15 protein-coding genes are annotated in these 21,276 nt (G+C 63.1%); 9 read left to right on the forward strand and 6 right to left on the reverse strand.

All coding sequences use genetic code 11. From position 1 onward, the window contains the following. Positions 1-2 precede the first annotated feature (2 nt). From O1Y97_RS06075 to pyc, 8 genes are all read left to right on the forward strand, one after another. Positions 3-1,004 carry a 4-hydroxyproline epimerase gene (locus O1Y97_RS06075; protein ID WP_318763462.1) on the forward strand — a complete coding sequence of 334 codons (1,002 nt, stop codon included), beginning with the start codon at positions 3-5 and terminating at the stop codon, positions 1,002-1,004. A gap of 346 nt (positions 1,005-1,350) precedes the next feature. Beyond that, positions 1,351-2,253 carry a branched-chain amino acid ABC transporter permease gene (locus O1Y97_RS06080; protein ID WP_108606466.1) on the forward strand — a complete coding sequence of 301 codons (903 nt, stop codon included), beginning with the start codon at positions 1,351-1,353 and terminating at the stop codon, positions 2,251-2,253. Positions 2,254-2,257: 4 nt separating this feature from the next. After that, on the forward strand, positions 2,258-3,853 hold the full coding sequence (livM, locus tag O1Y97_RS06085) for a high-affinity branched-chain amino acid ABC transporter permease LivM (protein WP_318763463.1): 1,596 nt from the start codon (positions 2,258-2,260) through the stop codon (positions 3,851-3,853). Further along, positions 3,853-5,871: an ATP-binding cassette domain-containing protein gene (locus tag O1Y97_RS26275; protein ID WP_404801251.1), complete on the forward strand. Its 2,019-nt coding sequence runs from the start codon at positions 3,853-3,855 to the stop codon at positions 5,869-5,871. Before livM ends, O1Y97_RS26275 begins: the two co-directional genes overlap by 1 nt. After that, complete coding sequence (locus O1Y97_RS06100) at positions 5,868-6,599, forward strand: ABC transporter ATP-binding protein (RefSeq protein WP_108606469.1); 732 nt, start codon at positions 5,868-5,870, stop codon at positions 6,597-6,599. The genes O1Y97_RS26275 and O1Y97_RS06100 overlap by 4 nt, the downstream gene beginning before the upstream one ends. Positions 6,600-6,610: 11 nt before the next feature. Continuing rightward, entirely contained in the window at positions 6,611-6,958 is a 348-nt protein-coding gene (locus tag O1Y97_RS06105; protein ID WP_108606470.1) for a DUF6867 family protein, read from the forward strand. Between the two features lie 143 nt (positions 6,959-7,101). Beyond that, positions 7,102-8,220: a branched-chain amino acid ABC transporter substrate-binding protein gene (locus tag O1Y97_RS06110; protein WP_108606471.1), complete on the forward strand. Its 1,119-nt coding sequence runs from the start codon at positions 7,102-7,104 to the stop codon at positions 8,218-8,220. A gap of 190 nt (positions 8,221-8,410) precedes the next feature. Further along, on the forward strand, positions 8,411-11,869 hold the full coding sequence (gene pyc / locus O1Y97_RS06115; protein ID WP_318763464.1) for a pyruvate carboxylase: 3,459 nt from the start codon (positions 8,411-8,413) through the stop codon (positions 11,867-11,869). A 49-nt stretch (positions 11,870-11,918) separates the two neighbouring features. Here the strand turns inward: pyc and O1Y97_RS06120 are convergent, their stop codons facing one another. Then, a complete protein-coding gene (locus tag O1Y97_RS06120) occupies positions 11,919-12,758 on the reverse strand; it encodes an SH3 domain-containing protein (RefSeq protein WP_318763465.1) in 840 nt (279 codons plus the stop codon). Positions 12,759-13,123: 365 nt separating this feature from the next. On the opposite strand from O1Y97_RS06120, the gene O1Y97_RS06125 reads away from it, so the two are divergent. Continuing rightward, positions 13,124-14,311 carry an MFS transporter gene (locus tag O1Y97_RS06125; protein WP_318763466.1) on the forward strand — a complete coding sequence of 396 codons (1,188 nt, stop codon included), beginning with the start codon at positions 13,124-13,126 and terminating at the stop codon, positions 14,309-14,311. Between the two features lie 128 nt (positions 14,312-14,439). Here O1Y97_RS06125 and O1Y97_RS06130 read toward each other — a convergent pair whose 3' ends face one another. The 5 genes from O1Y97_RS06130 to O1Y97_RS06150 all read right to left on the reverse strand — a co-directional run bounded on the left by O1Y97_RS06130 (position 14,440) and on the right by O1Y97_RS06150 (position 21,184). Further along, positions 14,440-14,598, reverse strand: coding sequence for a DUF3309 family protein (locus O1Y97_RS06130; RefSeq protein WP_108606475.1), 159 nt, complete (start codon positions 14,596-14,598; stop codon positions 14,440-14,442). A gap of 96 nt (positions 14,599-14,694) precedes the next feature. After that, on the reverse strand, positions 14,695-17,868 hold the full coding sequence (locus O1Y97_RS06135) for an efflux RND transporter permease subunit (protein ID WP_318763467.1): 3,174 nt from the start codon (positions 17,866-17,868) through the stop codon (positions 14,695-14,697). A gap of 3 nt (positions 17,869-17,871) precedes the next feature. Next, positions 17,872-19,002, reverse strand: coding sequence for an efflux RND transporter periplasmic adaptor subunit (locus O1Y97_RS06140; protein WP_318763468.1), 1,131 nt, complete (start codon positions 19,000-19,002; stop codon positions 17,872-17,874). Between the two features lie 245 nt (positions 19,003-19,247). Next, positions 19,248-20,378 carry a patatin-like phospholipase family protein gene (locus O1Y97_RS06145; RefSeq protein ID WP_318763469.1) on the reverse strand — a complete coding sequence of 377 codons (1,131 nt, stop codon included), beginning with the start codon at positions 20,376-20,378 and terminating at the stop codon, positions 19,248-19,250. Positions 20,379-20,401: 23 nt separating this feature from the next. Continuing rightward, the gene (locus O1Y97_RS06150) at positions 20,402-21,184 is read right to left on the reverse strand and encodes a 3-hydroxybutyrate dehydrogenase (protein ID WP_318763470.1); all 783 of its coding nucleotides are present in this window, start codon (positions 21,182-21,184) and stop codon (positions 20,402-20,404) included. Positions 21,185-21,276 lie beyond the last annotated feature (92 nt).

Below are 21,276 nucleotides of genomic sequence, written 5' to 3' on the forward strand. Positions count from 1 at the left end.
TTATGGCGCGCCATTCCTTCTTCTGTATCGACGGCCACACCTGCGGCAATCCGGTGCGGTTGGTGGCTGGCGGCGGTCCACGCCTCGAAGGCTCGACGATGATGGAGCGGCGGGCGCATTTCCTCGCTGAATTTGACTGGATCCGCACCGGGCTGATGTTCGAGCCGCGCGGCCACGACGTCATGTCCGGATCGATCCTCTACCCGCCGACACGCGAGGATTGCGACACAGCCATTCTGTTCATCGAGACGTCCGGCTGCCTGCCGATGTGCGGACACGGTACCATCGGCACCGTCACCATGGCGATCGAGCACGGGCTGGTGAAACCGAAGACGCCGGGCATCCTTCGTCTCGACACGCCGGCCGGCCTGGTCATCGCCGAATACAAGCAGGTCGGCGACTATGTCGAGGAGGTGCGCATCACCAATGTGCCGTCCTTCCTCTACGCAGCAGGGCTGTCGGTCGAGTGCCCCGGTCTTGGCGAGATCAAGGTCGATGTCGCCTATGGCGGCAATTTCTACGCCATCGTCGAACCGCAAGAGAACTATCGCGACATGGCCGATTACGGCGCCGGCGATTTCATCGCCTGGAGCCCGATCGTGCGCCAGCGTCTCAACGACAAGTATTCGTTCGTCCATCCCGAGAATCCCGGCATCAACAGGCTGTCCCATTTGTTGTGGACCGGTGTCGCAAAACACCCTGAGGCGCATGCCCGAAATGCTGTCTTCTACGGCGACAAGGCGATCGACCGTTCGCCTTGCGGCACCGGAACGTCGGCGCGCATGGCGCAGCTTCATGGCAAGGGCAGGCTCAAGGCCGGCGACGATTTCGTGCACGAATCGGTCATCGGTTCGCTGTTCAAGGGACGCGTCGAGCGCGAGGTCGAAGTGGCCGGCAAACCGGCTATCATCCCCTCGATCGGTGGTTGGGCGCGGATGACCGGATTGAACACCATCTTCATCGACGACCGCGATCCGTTCGCCCATGGCTTTGTAGTCACTTAGTCGTATGGCGGGAGGCAGAAACGGCAAATATGTCTAGACAATCTTAAGGAGGATATCGGCGGCAAGGCGCAAGGAAGTATTGCTGGGGTGTATTTTGACGCTACATTCTTCGAAACTGGCGCGCAAAATCACCGGAATCGGCAAAGACATTGCGTTGAGCCAATGATAGGTTGCGCAATGGTCCAGGGCCTGGACAACATAAAAACAGAGGCGGCTTCAAGTGCCGTCCGGCAGGCGGCAACGGGTGTAAGAATCACGTTGCAATCCAGGCTCGAAACTTTAGGACTAGGGGAAATATCAAAAGGAATGCGTGCATAGCGCGACATTCCAGGGGAGCCGCATTCACATGCAGTACTTCGTCCAGCAGATGGTCAACGGGCTGACGCTGGGGTCCATCTATGGCCTCATCGCTATCGGCTACACGATGGTCTACGGCATCATCGGGATGATCAATTTCGCCCACGGCGACATTTTCATGCTTGGGGCATTCGTCGCCCTGATCGTGTTCCTGACCCTCACCGCCATGTTCTATTCGGTGCCCGTGGTCGTCGCCTTGCTGGTCATGATGGTCGTGGCGATGCTGATGACCAGCCTCTACAACTGGACCATCGAAAAGGTCGCCTATCGGCCGCTGCGTGGTTCGTTCCGGCTGGCGCCGCTGATCACTGCAATCGGCATGTCGATCGCGCTGTCGAACTTCGTCCAGGTGACGCAAGGTCCGCGCAACAAGCCGATCCCGCCGATGGTCTCGACGGTCTACAATGTCGGCGGCATCTCGATCTCGCTCAAGCAGATCATCATCGTCATCGTCACCGTCTCGCTGCTGGCGCTGTTCTGGTACCTGGTCAACAAGACCTCGCTCGGCCGGGCCCAAAGGGCCTGTGAGCAGGACCGCAAGATGGCCGCCCTGCTCGGCGTCGACGTCGACCGCACGATCTCCATCACCTTCATCATGGGCGCGGCCCTTGCCGCCGTCGCCGGCACGCTGTTCCTGATGTACTACGGCGTCGTCGCCTTCTCCGACGGCTTCGTGCCAGGCGTCAAAGCGTTCACCGCAGCCGTTCTCGGCGGCATCGGCTCGCTGCCCGGCGCCATGTTGGGTGGGCTGTTGATCGGCTTCATCGAAAGCATGTGGTCGGCGTACTTCTCGATCGACTACAAGGACGTCGCGGCGTTCTCGATCCTTGCGATCGTGCTGATCTTCCTGCCCTCCGGCATCCTTGGCCGGCCCGAAGTCGAGAAGGTCTGAGCCCATGGCCAACATCGCTCAAGCCACACGCGAAGAATCCGCTACCCCATTCCAGCGCGGCATCAAGGAGGCGCTCTATGCAGGCGCCATCTCCTTCGGCCTGTTCTTCCTGTTCATCGGGCTGCGGACCGACCAGAACATCCGTAACGAACTGATCCTGGTTCCGCGCTGGGGACTGCTCGCCATCGTCGTCGGCCTGGTGATGCTCGGACGCTTCGTCTACGTCGCCTACGGCCAGCCGTTCATGGCGAGGCAGAAGATCGTCAATGTTGCCAGCGGCCTGTTGCCGGACAGCGTGGCGACGCGGTTCTTCAAGTTGCCCTACTTCATCGCGTCACTCGTTGTCGTCGGGCTGCTCATGGTTTTCGCCGGGTCGCTCGATGGGATCTTCGGGCCTGCGCTCGCCGGCTACATGCGCTTCTTCCGCGCGCTGGCGATCATCTACGCGCTGGCATCGGTGATGTTCTATTTCCGCGCCTTCATCCAGGCGCATTTCTCGGCGCTGGGCATCGGCGTTCTGGTTGCCTATCCGATCGTCGTGGTGGTGGCCCTGACCCTGATCTCGGGTTCGATGGCAGGCGGCTTCCAGGGCTCGCTCAAATGGGTCGACAATTTCGGCATCCAGATCTTGATCTATGTGATGCTCGCCTGGGGCCTGAACATCGTCGTCGGCCTCGCCGGCCTGCTCGACCTTGGCTATGTCGCCTTCTATGCCGTCGGCGCCTACGCCTATGCGCTGCTGGCGACGCAACTCGGATGGTCGTTCTGGATCCTGCTGCCGGTAGCCGGCATCATGGCCGCCTTCTGGGGCGTCATGCTCGGGTTCCCGGTGCTACGTCTCCGAGGCGACTATTTGGCGATCGTGACGCTGGCGTTCGGCGAAATCATCCGCCTGGTGCTGATCAACTGGCGCGAAGTGACCAACGGCGCTGCCGGCATCTCTGGCATTCCCAAGGTCAGCTTCTTTGGCCTGATTTCGTTCAACGTGTCCGACCCCAACTACATCGCCAAGGTGTTCGGCATTGCCCAGTCCGGCGCCTACTACAAGATATTCCTCTACTACCTCATCCTCGGCCTGGCCCTACTGACCGCATTCGTCACCATCCGGCTGCGGCGCATGCCTGTCGGCCGTGCCTGGGAAGCGCTGCGCGAGGACGAGATCGCCTGCCGTTCGCTCGGCATCAACACGACCACGACCAAGCTCACCGCCTTTGCCACCGGTGCGATGTTCGGCGGTTTCGCCGGCTCGTTCTTCGCTGCGCGCCAGGGTTTCGTGTCGCCCGAATCCTTCGTCTTCCTGGAATCGGCGATCATCCTTGCCATCGTCGTGCTCGGCGGCATGGGCTCGCTGGTCGGCATCGCGGTTGCGGCGGCGGTGATGATCGGCGGCACCGAGATCCTGCGCGAGATGGAGTTCCTGAAGGCGGTGTTCGGGTCGGACTTCACGCCCGAACTCTACCGCATGCTGCTGTTCGGCATGGCGATGGTCATCGTGATGCTGTGGAAGCCGCGAGGTTTCGTCGGCAGTCGAGAACCCACAGCCTTCCTGCATGAGCGAAAATCCGTCTCCAGTTCCTTCACCAAGGAAGGACACGGCTGATGAACGCGAGCACCTCCATGAACAATGCGATCCTGCAGGTCGAGCATCTGTCGATGAAGTTCGGCGGCCTGGTTGCCATCGGCGACCTGTCGTTCGAGGCCAAGCGCGGCGAGATCACCGCGCTGATCGGCCCGAACGGCGCCGGCAAGACGACGGTTTTCAACTGCATCACCGGCTTCTACAAGCCGACGGAAGGGATGATCCGTTTCAACGGTCGGGAAGGCGGCGAGTTTCTGCTCGAACGCATGCCCGACTTCCAGATCACGGCCAAGGCGAAGGTGGCGCGCACGTTCCAGAACATCCGGCTGTTTTCGGGCATGACGCTGCTCGAAAACCTCCTGGTGGCGCAGCACAACAAGCTGATGAAGGCCTCGGGCTACACCGTCATGGGCCTGCTGGGACTTGGCGGCTACCGCAAGGCGTCGGCAGAATCGGTCGAGCTTGCCAAGCACTGGCTAGAAAAGGCCGAGCTGATCGAGCGGGCGGACGATCCGGCGGGCGACCTGCCCTACGGCGCGCAACGGCGGCTCGAGATCGCACGCGCCATGTGCACCGGGCCGGAACTGCTCTGCCTCGATGAGCCGGCGGCCGGTCTCAATCCGAAGGAGTCGCTGGCGCTCAACACGCTGCTCAACGACATCAAGGATAATACCGGTACATCGATCCTGCTCATCGAGCACGACATGTCGGTGGTCATGCAGATTTCCGACCACGTCGTCGTGCTCGAATACGGCCGCAAGATCTCCGACGGCGACCCGATGTCGGTCAGGACCGATCCGAAGGTCATCGCCGCTTATCTCGGCGTCGACGACGAGGAAGTCGCGACCGTCCTGGTCGAAGTCGGCGACGAGCAGGTGATCGAAGAACTGGAGGGCGTGCCCGATCCGGCACATGGCCCGAGCTCGTCTTCCTCGATGATGGCGGGTCCGGTCAGCGATACGATCAGCCACAGCGACGGGCACGGCGAGATCGTGACCGTTTCCAAAGGCGCGTCGAAGGCGGCACAGGTCGAGGCGCGCGACGCCAGGGCCGCGTCCAAGCCGGCGACAAAGGCCGCCCCTGCCAAGACGCCCAAAGCCAAGTCGACGGCCACGCCACCTGCCGGCCTGATGGCTGCGCCAAAGCCTGCGAAGGGCGCGCCTGAGAAGGCTCCGGCCAAGGCCAAGGCGGTTCCCATCGCGAAGGTCGTGGTACCGGCCTCCAAGGCGCCGACCAAGCCGGCGACGGTTAAGGCAGAGCCGGCGAAGGTGGTTTCCAAGCCGGTCAAGGCCGCAGCCCCGAAGGCAGTGGCGAAACCCGTGGCAAAGCCTGCAGCGGCGGCTCCGAAAGCGGCGGCCAAGCCGGCAAAGGCCGAGGCGCCAAAGGCGCCTCCGGTTCCTAAGCCTGCTCCGGTCAAGGCATCTGCGAAGCCTGTGCCTGCAGCTAACGCACAAGCGAAGCCGGCGGCGGTGAAGGCAGAGGCGACGAAGGTTGCTTCCAAGCCGGCCAAGGCGCCGGCCGCGAAGGCCGCTGCGAAACCCCTGGCAAAGCCTGCGGCAGCTCCAAAAGCCGCAGCCAAACCTGTAAAGGCCGAGGCGCCAAAGGCAGTCAAGGCCGCTCCTGCTGCGTCGAAGGCATCTCCGAAGCCCGCGCCAGCAGCCAAGGCGGCCACGAAATCGGCAACCAAGACCCCCGCAGCCAAGACTGCGGCGCCCAAGGCTCTGGCTGGCAAGGCACCTGCGGCTAAGGCCCCGGCTGCCAAGACCATCTCCAATGTGCTCGCCGCTCCGCGCGGCGGGGTGCCGGATCGGCTGATCCTGATCAAGGGCATCGGACCGGTCAACGAGAAGAAGCTCAACGAACACGGCATCTTCCATTTCGACCAGGTGGCGGCGTGGAAGAAGTCGGACATCGCGGCGGCGGAGGCCTATCTTGCCTTCGACGGCCGGATAGAGCGTGAAGACTGGGTGGGGCAGGCCAAGGCGCTGGCGCGTGAAGCGGCCAAGCCGGCGAAAGCCAAGCGCGGAGGTGGCAAGTGACGGCGGGTAAGAGCTTGCTCGACATCAGGGGTGTCGAGACCTACTACGGCAACATTCGCGCGCTGAACGGCGTCGACGTTTCGGTCAACGAAGGCGAGATCGTCGCCTTGATCGGCGCCAACGGCGCCGGCAAGTCGACGCTGATGATGACCATCTTCGGCACGCCTCGGGCGCGCCGCGGTACCATCACCTTTGCCGGTACCGACATCACCGATCTGCCGACGCACGAGATCGCCCGGATGCGCATCGCGCAGTCACCCGAGGGACGGCGCATCTTCCCGCGCATGACGGTGATGGAAAACCTGCAGATGGGGGCCAGCCTCGACAACCTCAAATTCTTCGATGAGGACGTCGAGAAAGTATTCACCCTGTTCCCGAGGCTCAAGGAACGCATCGCCCAACGCGGTGGCACGCTGTCAGGCGGCGAGCAGCAGATGCTGTCCATCGGCCGTGCGCTGATGGCGCGGCCCAAGCTGCTTCTGCTCGACGAGCCGTCGCTGGGCCTGGCGCCGCTGATCGTCAAGCAGATCTTCGACGCCATTCGCGAGCTCAACCGCACCCAGGGCCTGACCGTCTTCCTCGTCGAGCAGAACGCCTTCGGCGCGCTCAAGCTCGCCACGCGCGGTTACGTCATGGTCAACGGCGTCGTCACGATGAGCGGCACCGGCAAGGACCTGCTCGCCGATCCCGAGGTTCGCGCTGCCTATCTCGAAGGCGGGCGTCACTAGGAGATTCCATCATGCAGGGCATTCTCTACGAGGAACCCTCGATCTGGCAGTTCTTTTTCGTCACCTGCCTGCTGGGCGGATGGGCGGCCTGGATGACAGGCCGCGCCTGCGCCCAGACATGGCGCAGCTACGGCCAGCTGGTGCTTTACATTCTGGGCCTTGGCATTGCGGTTCGCTTCATCCATCACGCGCTGTTCGACGGCACGATGTTCACGCTGCAATATTACATCGTCGACACTATCGTGCTGATGGCGTTTGCAATCCTTGGATATAAATACACCCGCACCAACCAGATGGTGACGCAATACAACTGGCTTTATGAAAAGGTATCGCCGCTTTCTTGGAAATCGAAGTCCTGAACACCAGAACTTCAATATCGACGCCGGTTCGCCAATGAATCGGCGTGACAACTGCCGGAAAATCGGCAAACTCACCTTTCTGCGATATGGGTGGGCATCGCACGAAAGAAACTCCACGCCCACTCAATTAATGGGAGTGTTCAATGAAAAAGTCACTTTTGTCGGCTGTTGCGCTGACCGCGCTCGTAGCGTTCAGCGGCAGCGCATGGGCCGATATCCTGGTCGGCGTCGCCGGTCCGATCACCGGCCCGAACGCGGCCTTTGGTGCGCAACTCCAGAAGGGCGCTGAGCAGGCGGTCGCCGACATCAACGCCGCTGGCGGCATCAACGGCGAGCAGATCAAGCTCGTCGTCGGCGACGATGTTTCCGATCCGAAGCAGGGCATCTCGGTTGCCAACAAGTTCGTCGCTGACGGCGTCAAGTTCGTGGTCGGCCACTTCAACTCGGGCGTTTCGATCCCGGCCTCGGAAGTCTACGCCGAGAACGGCATCCTCGAAGTCACCCCGGCGGCGACCAACCCGACCTTCACCGAGCGTGGCCTGTGGAACGTGTTCCGCACCTGCGGCCGCGACGACCAGCAGGGCGGCATTGCCGGTGCGTACCTCGCTGAGAAGTTCAAGGACGCCAAGATCGCCGTCATCCACGACAAGACGCCTTACGGCCAGGGCCTCGCTGACGAAACCAAGAAGGCGATGAACGCCGCGGGCGTCACCGAAGTCATGTATGAAGGCGTCAACATCGGCGACAAGGACTTCTCGGCGCTCATCGCCAAGATGAAGGAAGCCGGCGTTTCGATCATCTACTGGGGCGGCCTTCACACCGAAGCCGGCCTGATCATCCGCCAGTCGGCTGACCAGGGCCTCAAGGCAACGCTCGTTTCGGGTGACGGCATCGTCTCCAACGAACTCGCCTCGATCGCTGGCGACGCCGTTGCTGGCACGCTCAACACCTTCGGCCCGGACCCGCGCCTGATCCCCGAGAACAAGGATCTGGTCGAGAAGTTCCGCGCCGCTGGCTTCGAGCCGGAAGCCTACACGCTCTACTCCTACGCCGCGATGCAGTCGATCGCAGCGGCCGCCGCTGCTGCCGGCTCGATCGACACGCAGGAAGTGGCCAAGGCTCTCAAGGAGAAGGGCCCGTTCAAGACGGCGCTCGGCGATATCTCCTTCGACGAGAAGGGCGATCCGAAGCTCCCCGGCTACGTCATGTACGAGTGGCAGAAGGGTGCCGACGGCAAGTACACCTACGTGCAGCAGAAGTAATTCTCCAGCACAGCTAACCGATCGATGCCCGGCGCTTTGCGCCGGGCATTTTTTTGTGGCCGTGGAAAAAATATCTATCTGACGCTGCGGAAATTAAATCGATTTAAGGGGGTGTGATTTCGGTTGCACCGCAGCATTTTCCCGCTAATCATGCGCCGCCTCTTAAATATCCGGTTTCTGGAGTGTTTTCGTGCCGATCAGCAAGATCCTCGTCGCCAACCGATCCGAAATTGCCATTCGCGTGTTCCGCGCGGCCAACGAGCTGGGCATCAAAACCGTGGCGATCTGGGCTGAAGAGGACAAATACTCGCTGCATCGCTTCAAGGCCGACGAAAGCTACCAGGTCGGGCGCGGTCCGCATCTTGCCAAGGACATGGGGCCGATCGAAAGCTACCTGTCGATCGAAGAAATCATGCGCGTCGCCAAATTGTCGGGCGCCGACGCGATCCATCCCGGCTACGGCCTGTTGTCGGAAAGCCCCGAATTCGTCGATGCCTGCGCTGCAAACGGCATCACGTTTATCGGACCGAAGGCCGAAACGATGCGCCGGCTTGGCAACAAGGTTGCCGCGCGCAATCTGGCGATCGAAGTCGGCGTGCCGGTCATTCCAGCCACTGATCCTCTGCCTGACGACATGGACGAGGTGAAGAGGCTTGCCGCACAGGTCGGCTATCCGGTCATGCTCAAGGCGTCATGGGGCGGCGGCGGCCGCGGCATGCGCGCCATTCGGAGCGAGGCCGACCTCGTCCGCGAAGTGGTGGAAGGCAAGCGCGAGGCCAAGGCGGCGTTCGGCAAGGACGAGGTCTATCTGGAGAAACTGATCGAGCGTGCCCGCCACGTCGAAGTGCAGATCCTCGGCGACACGCATGGCAATGCGGTACACCTGTTCGAGCGCGACTGCTCGATCCAGCGCCGCAACCAGAAGGTCGTCGAGCGTGCGCCTGCGCCCTATCTCAGCGAGGAACTGCGCCAGGAGCTGTGTGGTTATGCCCTCAAGCTTGCGCGAGACACCGCCTATATCGGCGCCGGCACGGTCGAGTTCCTGCAGGACGCCGATACCGGCAAGTTCTATTTCATCGAGGTCAATCCGCGTATCCAGGTCGAGCACACCGTCACCGAGCAGGTGACCGGCATCGACATCGTCAAGGCGCAGATCCACATCCTCGACGGCTTCGCCATCGGTACGCCGGAATCGGGCGTGCCTGTCCAGGCCGACATCAGGCTGAACGGGCACGCGCTGCAGTGCCGCATCACGACCGAGGATCCGGAGCAGAACTTCATTCCCGACTATGGCCGCATCACCGCCTATCGCGGTGCCACCGGCTTCGGCATTCGCCTCGACGGCGGCACGGCCTATTCTGGCGCGGTCATCACCCGCTTCTATGACCCGCTGCTGGAGAAAGTCACGGCCTGGGCACCGACACCGCACGAGACCATCGCGCGCATGCACCGGGCACTGCGCGAGTTCCGTATCCGCGGGGTGGCAACCAACCTGACCTTCCTCGAGGCGATCATCACGCACCCGGCCTTCCACGACAATTCCTATACGACGAGGTTCATCGACTCGACGCCGGAACTGTTCGCCCAGGTCAAGCGCCAGGACCGCGCCACCAAGCTGCTCAACTATCTCGCCGACGTCACCGTCAACGGTCACCCGGAAACGCGTGGGCGCGCGCTGCCCAACCCGGAAGCGGCTGCTCCGGTGGTGCCCTGGTTCACCGGCCCGATCCCGGACGGTACCAAGCAACGGCTCGACGATCTTGGCCCGGAAAAATTCGCCGCCTGGATGCGCGGCCAGAAGCAGGTGCTGATCACCGACACGACGATGCGCGATGGCCATCAGTCGCTGCTCGCCACCCGTGTCCGCACCCATGACATTGCCAGGATCGCAGGCACCTACGCACGGGCGCTGCCGCAGCTCCTGTCGCTCGAATGCTGGGGTGGGGCGACCTTCGACGTCGCCATGCGCTTCCTGACCGAAGACCCATGGGAGCGGCTGGACAAGGTGCGCCAGGCGGCACCGAACATCCTGCTGCAGATGCTGCTGCGCGGCGCCAACGGCGTCGGCTACACCAACTACCCCGACAATGTCGTCCAGCATTTCGTGCGCCAGGCGGCGGCCGGCGGCGTCGACCTGTTCCGCGTCTTCGATTGCCTGAACTGGGTCGACAACATGCGCGTGTCGATGGATGCCGTAGGCGCCGAGGGCAAGCTGTGCGAAGCGGCAATCTGCTACACCGGCGATATCCTCGACCCGAACCGCGCCAAGTACGATCTCAAATATTACGTCGGGCTGGCCAAGGAACTCGAGGCCGCCGGCGCTCACATCATTGCCGTCAAGGACATGGCCGGCCTGCTCAAGCCGGCGGCGGCGCGGGTGCTGTTCAAGGCGCTGCGCGAGGCGACCGACCTGCCGATCCATTTCCACACCCACGACACGTCGGGCCTTTCGGCCGCAACGGTGCTGGCTGCGGTGGAGAGCGGTGTCGATGCCATCGACGCGGCAATGGATGCCTTTTCGGGCAATACCTCGCAGCCTTGCCTGGGCTCGATCGTCGAGGCGCTGCGCGGCTCAGATCGCGATCCGGGCCTGGCGCCGGAATGGATCCGCCGCATCTCGTTTTATTGGGAAGCCGTGCGCAACCAGTATGCCGCCTTTGAGAGCGACCTGAAGGGGCCGGCCTCGGAAGTCTACCTGCATGAGATGCCGGGCGGCCAGTTCACCAACCTCAAGGAGCAGGCGCGCTCGCTCGGCCTCGAAACCCGCTGGCACGAGGTGGCTCAGGCCTATCACGACGTCAACCTGATGTTCGGCGACATCGTCAAGGTAACGCCGTCGTCCAAGGTCGTCGGCGACATGGCGCTGATGATGGTGAGCCAGGAACTCACCGTCGCCGATGTCGAGAGCCCGGCCAAGGACATTGCCTTCCCGGACTCGGTCGTGTCGATGCTGCGTGGCGATCTCGGCCAGTCGCCCGGCGGCTGGCCGGCAGCGCTGCAGAAGAAGGTGCTGAAGGGCGAGAAGCCGATCACCGCTCGCCCCGGTTCGCTGCTCAAGGCGGCCGATCTCAAGGCCAACCGCAGTGACGTCGAGACCAAGCTCGGCCGCAAGCTCTCGGAAAACGAGTTCGCTTCCTTCCTGATGTATCCGAAGGTGTTCTCGGATTTCGTCGGCGCGCAGGACAATTATGGCCCGGTCAGCGTGTTGCCGACGCCGGTCTATTTCTACGGCATGAAGCCCGAGGACGAGGTCTTCGTCGACATTGAGAAGGGCAAGACGCTGGTCATCCGCTGCCTCGCCGTCGGCGATGTCGACGAAAAGGGCATGGTGACGGTGTTCTTCGAACTCAACGGCCAGCCGCGCCGCGTCAAGGTGCCGGATCGGGCGCATGGCGCATCCGCGTCCAAGGCAAGGCGCAAGGCAGAGCCCGGCAATGATGCCCATATCGGCGCGCCGATGCCGGGTGTCGTCTCGACGCTGGCCGTCGCGGCCGGCCAGCCCATCAAGGCCGGCGACGTGCTGCTGTCGATCGAGGCGATGAAGATGGAAACCGCACTGCACGCCGAGCGCGACGGCACGATCGCCGAAGTGCTGGTGCGCGCCGGCGACCAGATCGACGCCAAGGATCTGCTCGTCGTCTACGGCTGACAAGTGCAGGCCGGGTACGTTCGACGGCGCCCGGCCTGTCCTCCCCAGTCTAGAACAAGCCCTGGCCGGCGGCGGCCTCTTCCTTGACGCTGCGGCGGATAAGGCTCTTGAACATGTAGCCGCGCTGGCCGTTATAGACGACCGTACACCAGTTGCAGCCGGTCTCGGCTTCTATGGCGGCATTTGCCGGCACCACCACGATCACCTTGGCTTCATCAGCGGGGCCGTCGCGCAGGTTGGCATATTTCGCGGCCTTGGCCGGGCTCATGTCGGGCAGGGGCCTTTCGATGGCTGCGGTCGCGTCGATCATTCCGGTCGATGCTTCGAGCATCGCTATTTCCGCCTCGGTTTCGGCGACCTGCACGTCCAGCGTTCCGCGCAGGCCGTCAGGGACAATCGACGCGGTGTCGGAGGTATCGGGAGCCTCGGCGGTTGCCGGCACGCTGGTATCGGCCAGGGCGACGGTGCCAGAACTGCGCTCGTCCGGTCCCGTCGCGCTGTCCGGCACGTTGGACGCGATGGGCGGTGAAGGGCTGAATTGAGCCTTCGGCGTCTCCCCTGAAATCAGCGGGGCTGCCGCCAGTTTCGACGATGCGGGTTGGCTGGGCTGGACTGTGGCGACCGGCTTCTCATCTTGCGCTACAGGCACGGGGCTGACCGGCTGTGGCTGCGTCATGCGGGGCGGCACGGCAGCCGTCTGGGTCGGGTCCGGCTCCGAAGTGCCGATGATCAGGAAACCGGCCAACGCGACCGCCACGGCGGCTGCGCCCACCACGAGCGCGATACCTGGTCTGGAGAGGTTCGGTCTGGACAGGCTGGCGCCCGACTGTCGCAATTGCTCGGCCAGGCGGCTTGGTATTCCGGCGCGCCGGAAAGCTAGGGTATTCATGGTACAACACTCCACAACGGTGCGACCCGGCGTCCAGCCGGCATCGACCCCCAACCCGCGCAAGCATGCATAGAGCGGAACCAAGCGCGCGAGCGGAGAGTGTTGCCTGTCCGCCGCCATTCCTCGAAAGTTCGCGTACAACGGCTATTGGACGGAATTCGGGCAAAAATTAACCTTGGTTAACCGTCTGGCCTAATGATTGCCTCCACTTACAGCTTGAGCCTATGCTAAATCGATTTAAATTCATGGTGACCCGACATCTGCGCACACCGCCCGGTGCAAGCGCGGTAACATTTTGAATCCGCCGCTCACGCTGATCTGAAATCGATTTCAGGTGTCGGACCCATGTGCTAGGAGACGCGGCGATGGACGCCACCGACACAACCGCCCCTGCCAGCCGGGCCCGCTGGGCCGTAGCTGCTGCTTTCTTCATCAACGGTTTCATCACCGGAAGCTGGGCGCCGCAGATACCGCTGCTGCTGACGCGGCTCGAGATCAGCGAGTTCGTGCTCGGCCTGCTGATCCTGGTGTTCGGTCTCGGTGCGCTGACGGCAATGCCCTTCTCCGGCTACCTGATGACCAAGCGGGGTTCGCGGCCGGTGGTGATCGGCTTTGCCTGGATCGTGGTCTTTGCCCTGCTCCTGGTGGTGCTCTCGCCAAATGTCTGGGTGGCGGCCGTCACGATGTTCATCTTCGGCGGGTCGATCGGCGCCATGGACGTGGCGATGAACGCCAATGCGGTGGCCGTCGAAAGGAAGCTGTCGCGCGCGATCATGTCGTCGTCGCATGGTTTCTGGAGCCTTGGCGGCTTTGCCGGCGGAGGGCTTGGCGGCATCTTCATCCTCAGTTTCGGTCATCTGCCGCATGCGATGTTTGTCACCGTCGCGGCCGCGGCGATGACGGCATTCGCCCTGCCTCACCTGATCGGCGAGGACAAGCCGGTGGCGCATGAGCACCATCACTTCCGCTTGCCGCGACTTCCCACCATCTACCTGGTCGGCATCATGGCGCTGTTTTCGATGATCCCGGAAGGCGCCGTGCTCGATTGGGCAGCGCTCTATCTCAAGCAGGAACTCGGCGCCGACATCGCCACCGCTGGCTTCGCGTTCGCCGCCTTCTCCGGCATCATGGCCCTGATGCGGTTTCTCGGCGACGGCGTGCGCAACCGCTTCGGCGCGGTGACGACGCTGCGCGTGTCGGCGCTCATCGCGGCGTGCGGCATGCTCGCGGCGGGTCTTGCGCCGAACCCATGGGTCGCGATCGCGGCATTCGCCTTCTGCGGGCTGGGCGTCGCCAACATGGTGCCGATTGCCTTTTCCGCCGCCGGCAACCAGCCGGGCGTGCCGTCGAACATCGGCATGAGCGTCGTCACGACCATGGGTTATTCCGGCATATTGGTTGCCCCGTCGGGAATCGGTTTCGTTGCCGGGCATGTCGGCTTCGCGCCTGTCTTCGTGACGTTGTCGGGGTTCCTGGTGGTCGTCTGCCTGATGGCGGGGCTGGCCCGTCACGCCGATTTCAGGGCCATGCCTCAGACTGCGCCGGCCGAATAGCAGGCCCTCTCACTTTAGCGTTACGGCCCGAGGAGGCTCGCTTTTCGGCCGCCCCCTGGTCCAGCATCAACGCGCGCAGCTTTGAGCCTGCGCCGCTTCGATCGCAGCAAGGCCGCCGGCCAGTGCGGTCAGATGCGGCCCATCAGCATCAGCACCAGAAGCACGACGAGCAACACGCCGACGATGCCGGAAGGGCCGTAGCCCCAGCCGCGGGAATGGGGCCATGCGGGCACTGCGCCGAGCAGGATCAGGATCAGGATGATCAAAAGCAGCGTCGAGATGGTCATTGTTGGTGCCTCGCAATTTCGTGTTGCATCAAGGCAGCAACGCAAAAGGCCGCCCGGTCGTTCCGGGCGGCCTTTTTCAACCTGATTGCAGAATGTTTATTCGGCGGCCTTTGGGAAGGCGACCTCAGGTTCGGCATCCTTGGTTTCCGCCGACTTGGCGGTTCCCTTGGAGACACGATCCTTGCCCCAGCTGAACAGCCTGCCGAACCAGCCGCGCTGGCCGGGCTTGCGTTTCTCGCGGGTGAACACCATCAGCATCGCCGGCGTCACCACCAGCGTCAGCACGGTGGCGAAGGACAGGCCGAAGACAATTGCCGACGACAGCGCGATCCACCACTGGGTCGATGGCGCATTGATCGTCGTCTCATGGTGGAAGATCTCGAGGCCAAGCCCGAACGCGATGGGCAGCACGCCGAGGATCGCAGACAACGCCGTCAGAACCACCGGACGGGCGCGCTCGCGGCACGTCTGGAGCACGGCGTCGAGCTTGTTCCAGCCTTCGTCGCGCAGCCTGTCGTAGGTGTCGATCAGCACGATGTTGTTGTTCACCACCACGCCCGCCAGCGCGATCATGCCGATGCCCGACATGACGATGACGAAGGACTGGCCGGTCAACAGCATGCCGAGCAGCGCACCCACCGTCGCCATGACAACGCAGGTCAGCACCAGGATGACGCTGGTGAACTTGTTGAACTGCGCCAGGAGCACGATGAAGATCAGGAAGATCGCCGCGCCGAAGGCGTTGCCGAGGAACGCACTGGCCTCGGCACTGTCCTCGTTGGAGCCGGCCAGCTTCCAGTCGATTCCCGGCCGGGCCATCTGCTCGACCACCTTGGTGACCTCGGCCTGCACCGCGGCAACCTGGTAACCGGAGGCGACGTTGCCCTGAATGGTGATCGTACGCTTGGCGTCGATGCGGTTCAGGACACCGACCGTCGGCTCGGGCTTGCGCGAGACGAAGTTCGAGATCGGCACCGAGCCTTGCGGGGTGACGATGCGCAACTGGTCGAGCGCGGCAAGCGTGCGGCGGTCCTCCGGCAGCCGCAGCCGGATGTCGACGGCATCGTCGGCGCCGGCCGGGCGATAGTCGGTGAGCTTGAGACCGGTGGTCACGAGCTGCACGACAGTACCGACCGCCGTCGGGCTGACGCCATACTGGGCCGCCTTGGAACGGTCGACTTCCAGCGCCCAGTCGATACCGGGCGGAGGCAGGCCGTCGGAGATGTCGATGACGCCGGGTACCTTGGCGACCGCCGCCGCGACGTCCTTGGCGTAGTCGTTGAGGCCCGTCGGGTCGACGGCCGCGAGCTGCACCTGGATCGCCTTGCCGGTCGGCGGTCCCGCGTCAGGAACGCGGACTTCAACGTCCACACCCGGGATGCCGGCCATCGTGGCGCGCAGTTCGTCGAGGATGACGTGCGCCGACTTGCGTTCGCGCCAGTCGACGAATTCGTACTGGATCACGCCGACGACGTCTTCGGGGATGTCCTGGCCGCCGCGGCTCTTGCCGGAGCGGGTGTACACCGACTTGATGCCTGGCCAGCCGAGGATCCGCTTTTCGGCCTCGAGCGTGGCTGCGTCCATCTCCGCGAGCGAGAGGTTGCCGCGTGCATGGACGTAGAGCAGGCCATAGTCTGGCTCGACCGTCGGGAAGAACTCTACACCGTTGCCGAACTTGACATAGGCATAGGTGCCGCCGGTGAGCAAGGCCACCGTCAGCACCAGCGCGGTGATCGGATAGGTGACTGCCTTCTTGACGACGCCCATGTAGACGCCGTCCTTGAGGTCGTCCTCATGATGCTTCGGTGCCTTGGCGAACAGGGCGCCGATGGTCGGCGCGAAGATAAGCGCATAGGCCATCGACGCTGCCAGCGTGACGATCAGCGTGATCGGCAGATACTTCATGAAGTCGCCGATGATGCCGGGCCAGAACAGCAGCGGCGAGAACGCTGCGATACGGGTCATGGTGGCGGCAATGACGGGACCTGCCATGCGCTTGGCGGCCAGTTCGAACGCCTCTTCCTTGGGCATGCCTTCCGACATGCGCCGTTCGGCGAATTCGGTGACGATGATCGCATCGTCGACCAGCATGCCGACTGCCAGGATCAGGCTGAAGAGCACGATCATGTTGATCGTGTAGCCCATCAGTGCCAGCGCCAGGATGCCCATCAGGAACGACGACGGGATGGCGAGGCCAATCAGCAGCGAAGCCCGGCCCGACAGCGCATAAAGGATGACGATGAAGACCAGGATGACGGCAATCAGCACGTGGTTCTGCAGGTCGTTCAGCAGCTGGTTGACGAAGACCGACTTGTCCTGGGTGTAGGTAACCTTCATGCCTTCCGGCGCAGTCTTGACGAACGCGTCGGCGACGGCCTTTGCACCGTCGATCGTCTCGACGATGTTGGCGCCGATGCGCTTCTTGACCTCGATGGCGATTGCCGGCTTGCCGTCGAGACGGGTGATCGTCTCGGCATCCTTGAAGGTCGAGCGGACCGTGGCCAGATCCTGGACGCGCACGACGGCATTCGGCGTCGCCACCACGGGCAGGCGCGCCACGTCCTCCGGCGTTTCGATCAGTGCTGGCACCTTGACGGCGTATTTGCCTTCCGAGCCTTCGATGGCACCGGCGGCGACAAGGCTGTTGGACTGGCCGATGCCCTGGATCATCTGGTCGAGCTGCAGGCCATATGACGACAGCTTGACCGGATCGATGATCGCCTCGACGAGTTCGTCGCGCGACCCCTGCAGCGTGCCTTCTAGCACGCCTGGCACTTCCTCGATCTGGTCGCGCAACACCTTGGCGGCAGCGGTCAGCGCCCGCTCGGGCACGTCGCCCGACAGGGTGACGACCAGGACCGGAAACTCCGACAGGTTCACTTCGTTGACCGTCGGCTCCTCGACGCCGGCCGGCAGGTCGCGCTTGGCATCCTGCACCTTGTTGCGAGTGTCGATCAGGGCGTCACCCAGATCCACCGACGGGTCGAACTCGACGATGACGTTGGCGCCGCCCTGATAGGCGTTCGACTTCATCTCCTTGAGCCCCTTGAGGTTCTTGAGCTGTGACTCGACCGGTCTCAGCAGCAGGCGCTCGGCGTCCTCAGGCGAGATACCCTGATAGACGAGGCTGACATACATAATCGGAATGGCGACGTCCGGCTCGGCTTCCTTCGGCACGGCACGGTACGCGAGCGTACCGGCGATAACGAGGAAAAGCAGGACCGAAAGGGTCAGTCGCGCATTGCGGATCGCAAGCTTGACGATATCCATTTTTTACTGCGTCCCGGTCGCGTCTTCGACGAGCTTCTTGAGCACGGCTTCGTTGGCCGGTTCGGCCTTCACCTCGTCGCCTTCCTTGACCAGGTCCTGGCCGGCGATGATGATCTGTGCGGTGGCGGGAATGCCGCCGAGCACCAGCCCGTTCTGCGTGTCGTCGACAAGGTCGATCGGGTAGAAGACCACCTTCGAGGCGCCATCGACGGCGCGGATGCCGAGGTCGCCGTTCTCGCCCAGCGTCACCACCGAGCGTGGAAGCATCACCGCATCCACCGGCTTGGCGCGCACGGTGATTTCGGCCGTCATGCCGGCCGGGATGGCGCCATCGCCGTTCGGGATGGCGATCTCCACCGGGAAGGTGCGGGTCTGGGACGTGGCGTCACGGCTGATGTAGCGTACCTTGCCTGTCACGACCTCGCCATTGACCAGCTTTACTTCCGCTTCGTCGCCGATCTTGACGTAGCGCAGGTCGCGTTCGCTGATCTCGCCTTTGCCCAGGATCGGATCGAGGTTCAGGATCGTGGCCACTTCGCCGCCCTGGATGACGGAGGAGCCAAGCTCGACCGCAACGCGGTCGACGACGCCGTCGAAAGGCGCCTTGACCTGGTTGCGCGACAGTTCGGACTCCGCCGCCTGCAGCTGCGACAGCGCGGTCTGGTAGTTGGACCATGCGCCATCGGCCTGCAATTTCGCGACCGAGCCGGCCTTCATCAGCTTTTCGGTGGCTTCCCACTCAGCCTTGCGCTGGACGAGCACGGCCTTGGCTGTGTCGACCGCGGCAGTCTTTTCCTCGGCGTCGAGCATCAGTACAAGGTCGCCTTGCTTGATGTGATCGCCCTGTTTGACCGGCAGTTCGGCAATTATGCCGGCGGCACGCGTTGCCAGTGTCGCACGCTTGTTGGCCTCGGTCTGGCCCGAGATACGTATCGCACGGGCATGGTCCAGTCGCGGTGGCGCCACGACCATCACGGTGCGCAGCGGCGCCTTGGGCTGTTCGGCCTGAACAGGCTTTTCATCAGGAGATGGCTGTGCACTGCCCACCGACGAGAATTTGCCGGTGCCCATCCAGGCGGCGAAACCGACGAGCACGACCAAGGCTGCAAGCTTATGGAACCTAATCTTCGACATTGTCGCTATATCCATTAAGGACGGTTGCGGCTCACCGCGATCTTGCCTGGCGCGTCGTCCCGATATGGTGGCGCGCAATGCCGCATTCAATCCGCCGCGGGGGCAAAGGGGCGGAAGGGCGTCTTCTACATCAAATGTGCATCGCAAAATAGTGATAAAAAGTAATGGAAATATCATCCTGACAAAACTGGCAGGAGCTGTCAGCACGCTGCGGTTGCTGCCGCGGAAAGCCCCGGTTTCCCGGCCTAGTTGTGTTGCCGCACGGCAGCCGGCCTCGTTCTGGTGGCCAGGAATTCACGTACGCGGCGGCCGACGGAAGGTCCGCGCAACGGCTTGAAACCGTCGTCGAGCTGCCCGGACAGGTCGAGCGTGGAACGCTTGCCGACCGAATCAAAGTTGTCTTCCAGCCAGTCGCTAGCCGATGTGCGGCCAAGGTCGCGCAAGTATTCGAGGAATGCCCATTCGGCATTGACCTTCGAGGACGCCGAAAGATCCTTGAAGGCCTCGTCGGCATCGATGCGATGCATGCGGATGTCGCGGAATTCACCTTCCGGCAAGCGCCCTGCAGCGATCAGTTCCTTGATGAAGGCAATGGCGCGGAATTCGCGCAGGAGTCCGGCGTTGAAGGTGATCTCGTCAATACGGTTCTGGATTTCGTTTGCCGTCTTCGGCGTCTGCTCGCGGATCACGGGGTTGATCTGGACAAGCAGCACGTCGTCGCTGTCGTTGGCCTTGAAGAACGGATAGATCGCCGGATTGCCGCCGTAGCCGCCATCCCAGTAGGGCACGCCCTTGATCTCGACGGCCTGGAAGATCTGCGGCAAGCAGGCCGAGGCCATGACGGTGTCGAGGTCGATCTCACCGTCGCTGAAGACGCGCAACTGACCGGTCTCGACATTGGTGGCCGAGATGAACAGGTCGATTTCCTTGCAGGCCCTCACATTGCGGAAGTCGATCTCCTCGGCAACGACGTCGCGCAGCGGGTTGAGGTTCATCGGGTTGGCGACATAGGGCGAGAACACCCGCGACATGGTGTCGAACCAGATGTAGCCGGGCGTGTTCTCGATCGACCAGTTGCCCCACAACATATCCCAAGGCGAGCGCTGCACCGGGCTGAAGCGGCCCTTGCGGGCGACCGCGCGCCAGAAGTCAGCGAGCTTGGCGCGGGCGCCGTCGGCACCGCCGCGGACCCAGCCATCGGCAAGCGCGACCGCGTTCATCGCGCCTGCGCTGGTGCCTGACACCGCCTTGATGTCGAGGCGCCCGTCTTCCAGCAAGCGATCGAGCACGCCCCAGGAGAAGGCGCCGTGCGAGCCGCCGCCCTGCAGCGCGATGTTGATCGGCTTTGTCTCCTCCGCCTTGCCGTTTCCAGTCATGGCGTGTTGTTCCTTTTGGGCGGTCACTGGGCGGTCCAGCCACCATCGACCGAGATGTGCGTGCCGTTTATCTGTGCGGCTGCCGGCGAGGCAAGGAAGACTGCGGTCGCCGCGATCTCCTCCACGGTGACGAATTCCTTGGTCGGCTGGCGGTCGAGCATGACCTCGCGGATCACCGTCTCGCGGTCCATGCCGTGCGCCTTCATCTGGTCCGGGATCTGCGCCTCGACCAGCGGGGTCAGCACATAGCCGGGGCAGATGGCGTTGCAAGTGATCTTGTCGAGTGCGACTTCGAGCGCCACGGTCTTGGTCAGGCCCATGATGCCGTGCTTGGCCGAAACGTAGGCCGACTTGTAGGCCGAGGCGACCAGGCCGTGGGCGGAGGCGATGTTGATGATGCGGCCGCCACCGGCCTTCTTCATCAGGGGAATCGCGGCTGCTGTCGTATGGAACGCCGAGGTCAGGTTGATGGCGATGATCGCATCCCACTTCTCGGTCGGGAATTCTTCGACCGGCGCGACATGCTGGATGCCGGCATTGTTGACCAGAACGTCGACCGAGCCGAATCGCGCGGCGGCCTTGGCGACGAGGTCGCGGCACTCCGCACCCTTGGACATGTCGGCCTTGATGTAGACGACCGCAGCCTTGTGTTCCTTGGCGAGCTTTTCCGCCAGGGCATGGTCGGCCGGCGTATCCGAGAAGGAATTGAGGACGACGTTCAAACCGTCTCTAGCGAATGCCTCGGCAATGGCGAGGCCGATGCCGGAGGTCGAGCCGGTGACGATGGCGGTTCTGGTCGTGGTCATGACGAGTGAGTCCTTCCGAAATGCCTATATTGCAATGCAACATATACGTGCTGTGCGGCGCAATAATAGCATCGCCGCAGCACGGTTTCGTG

Origin of the sequence: Aminobacter niigataensis (genome assembly GCF_946995915.1) — a bacterium.
In the GTDB taxonomy this organism is placed as follows: Bacteria; Pseudomonadota; Alphaproteobacteria; order Rhizobiales; family Rhizobiaceae; genus Aminobacter; species Aminobacter niigataensis.

What these genes read in the sequence shown, in the direction of transcription:
- O1Y97_RS06110 (WP_108606471.1), top strand. Translation starts at nt 7,102, where the DNA reads ATGAAAAAGTCACTTTTGTCGGCTGTTGCGCTGACCGCGCTCGTAGCG.
- O1Y97_RS06140 (WP_318763468.1), bottom strand. Translation starts at nt 19,002, where the DNA reads ATGTCGAAGATTAGGTTCCATAAGCTTGCAGCCTTGGTCGTGCTCGTC.
- O1Y97_RS06125 (WP_318763466.1), top strand. Translation starts at nt 13,124, where the DNA reads ATGGACGCCACCGACACAACCGCCCCTGCCAGCCGGGCCCGCTGGGCC.
- livM (WP_318763463.1), top strand. Translation starts at nt 2,258, where the DNA reads ATGGCCAACATCGCTCAAGCCACACGCGAAGAATCCGCTACCCCATTC.
- O1Y97_RS06135 (WP_318763467.1), bottom strand. Translation starts at nt 17,868, where the DNA reads ATGGATATCGTCAAGCTTGCGATCCGCAATGCGCGACTGACCCTTTCG.
- O1Y97_RS06075 (WP_318763462.1), top strand. Translation starts at nt 3, where the DNA reads ATGGCGCGCCATTCCTTCTTCTGTATCGACGGCCACACCTGCGGCAAT.
- O1Y97_RS06120 (WP_318763465.1), bottom strand. Translation starts at nt 12,758, where the DNA reads ATGAATACCCTAGCTTTCCGGCGCGCCGGAATACCAAGCCGCCTGGCC.
- O1Y97_RS26275 (WP_404801251.1), top strand. Translation starts at nt 3,853, where the DNA reads ATGAACGCGAGCACCTCCATGAACAATGCGATCCTGCAGGTCGAGCAT.
- O1Y97_RS06145 (WP_318763469.1), bottom strand. Translation starts at nt 20,378, where the DNA reads ATGACTGGAAACGGCAAGGCGGAGGAGACAAAGCCGATCAACATCGCG.
- O1Y97_RS06130 (WP_108606475.1), bottom strand. Translation starts at nt 14,598, where the DNA reads ATGACCATCTCGACGCTGCTTTTGATCATCCTGATCCTGATCCTGCTC.
- O1Y97_RS06105 (WP_108606470.1), top strand. Translation starts at nt 6,611, where the DNA reads ATGCAGGGCATTCTCTACGAGGAACCCTCGATCTGGCAGTTCTTTTTC.
- O1Y97_RS06080 (WP_108606466.1), top strand. Translation starts at nt 1,351, where the DNA reads ATGCAGTACTTCGTCCAGCAGATGGTCAACGGGCTGACGCTGGGGTCC.
- O1Y97_RS06150 (WP_318763470.1), bottom strand. Translation starts at nt 21,184, where the DNA reads ATGACCACGACCAGAACCGCCATCGTCACCGGCTCGACCTCCGGCATC.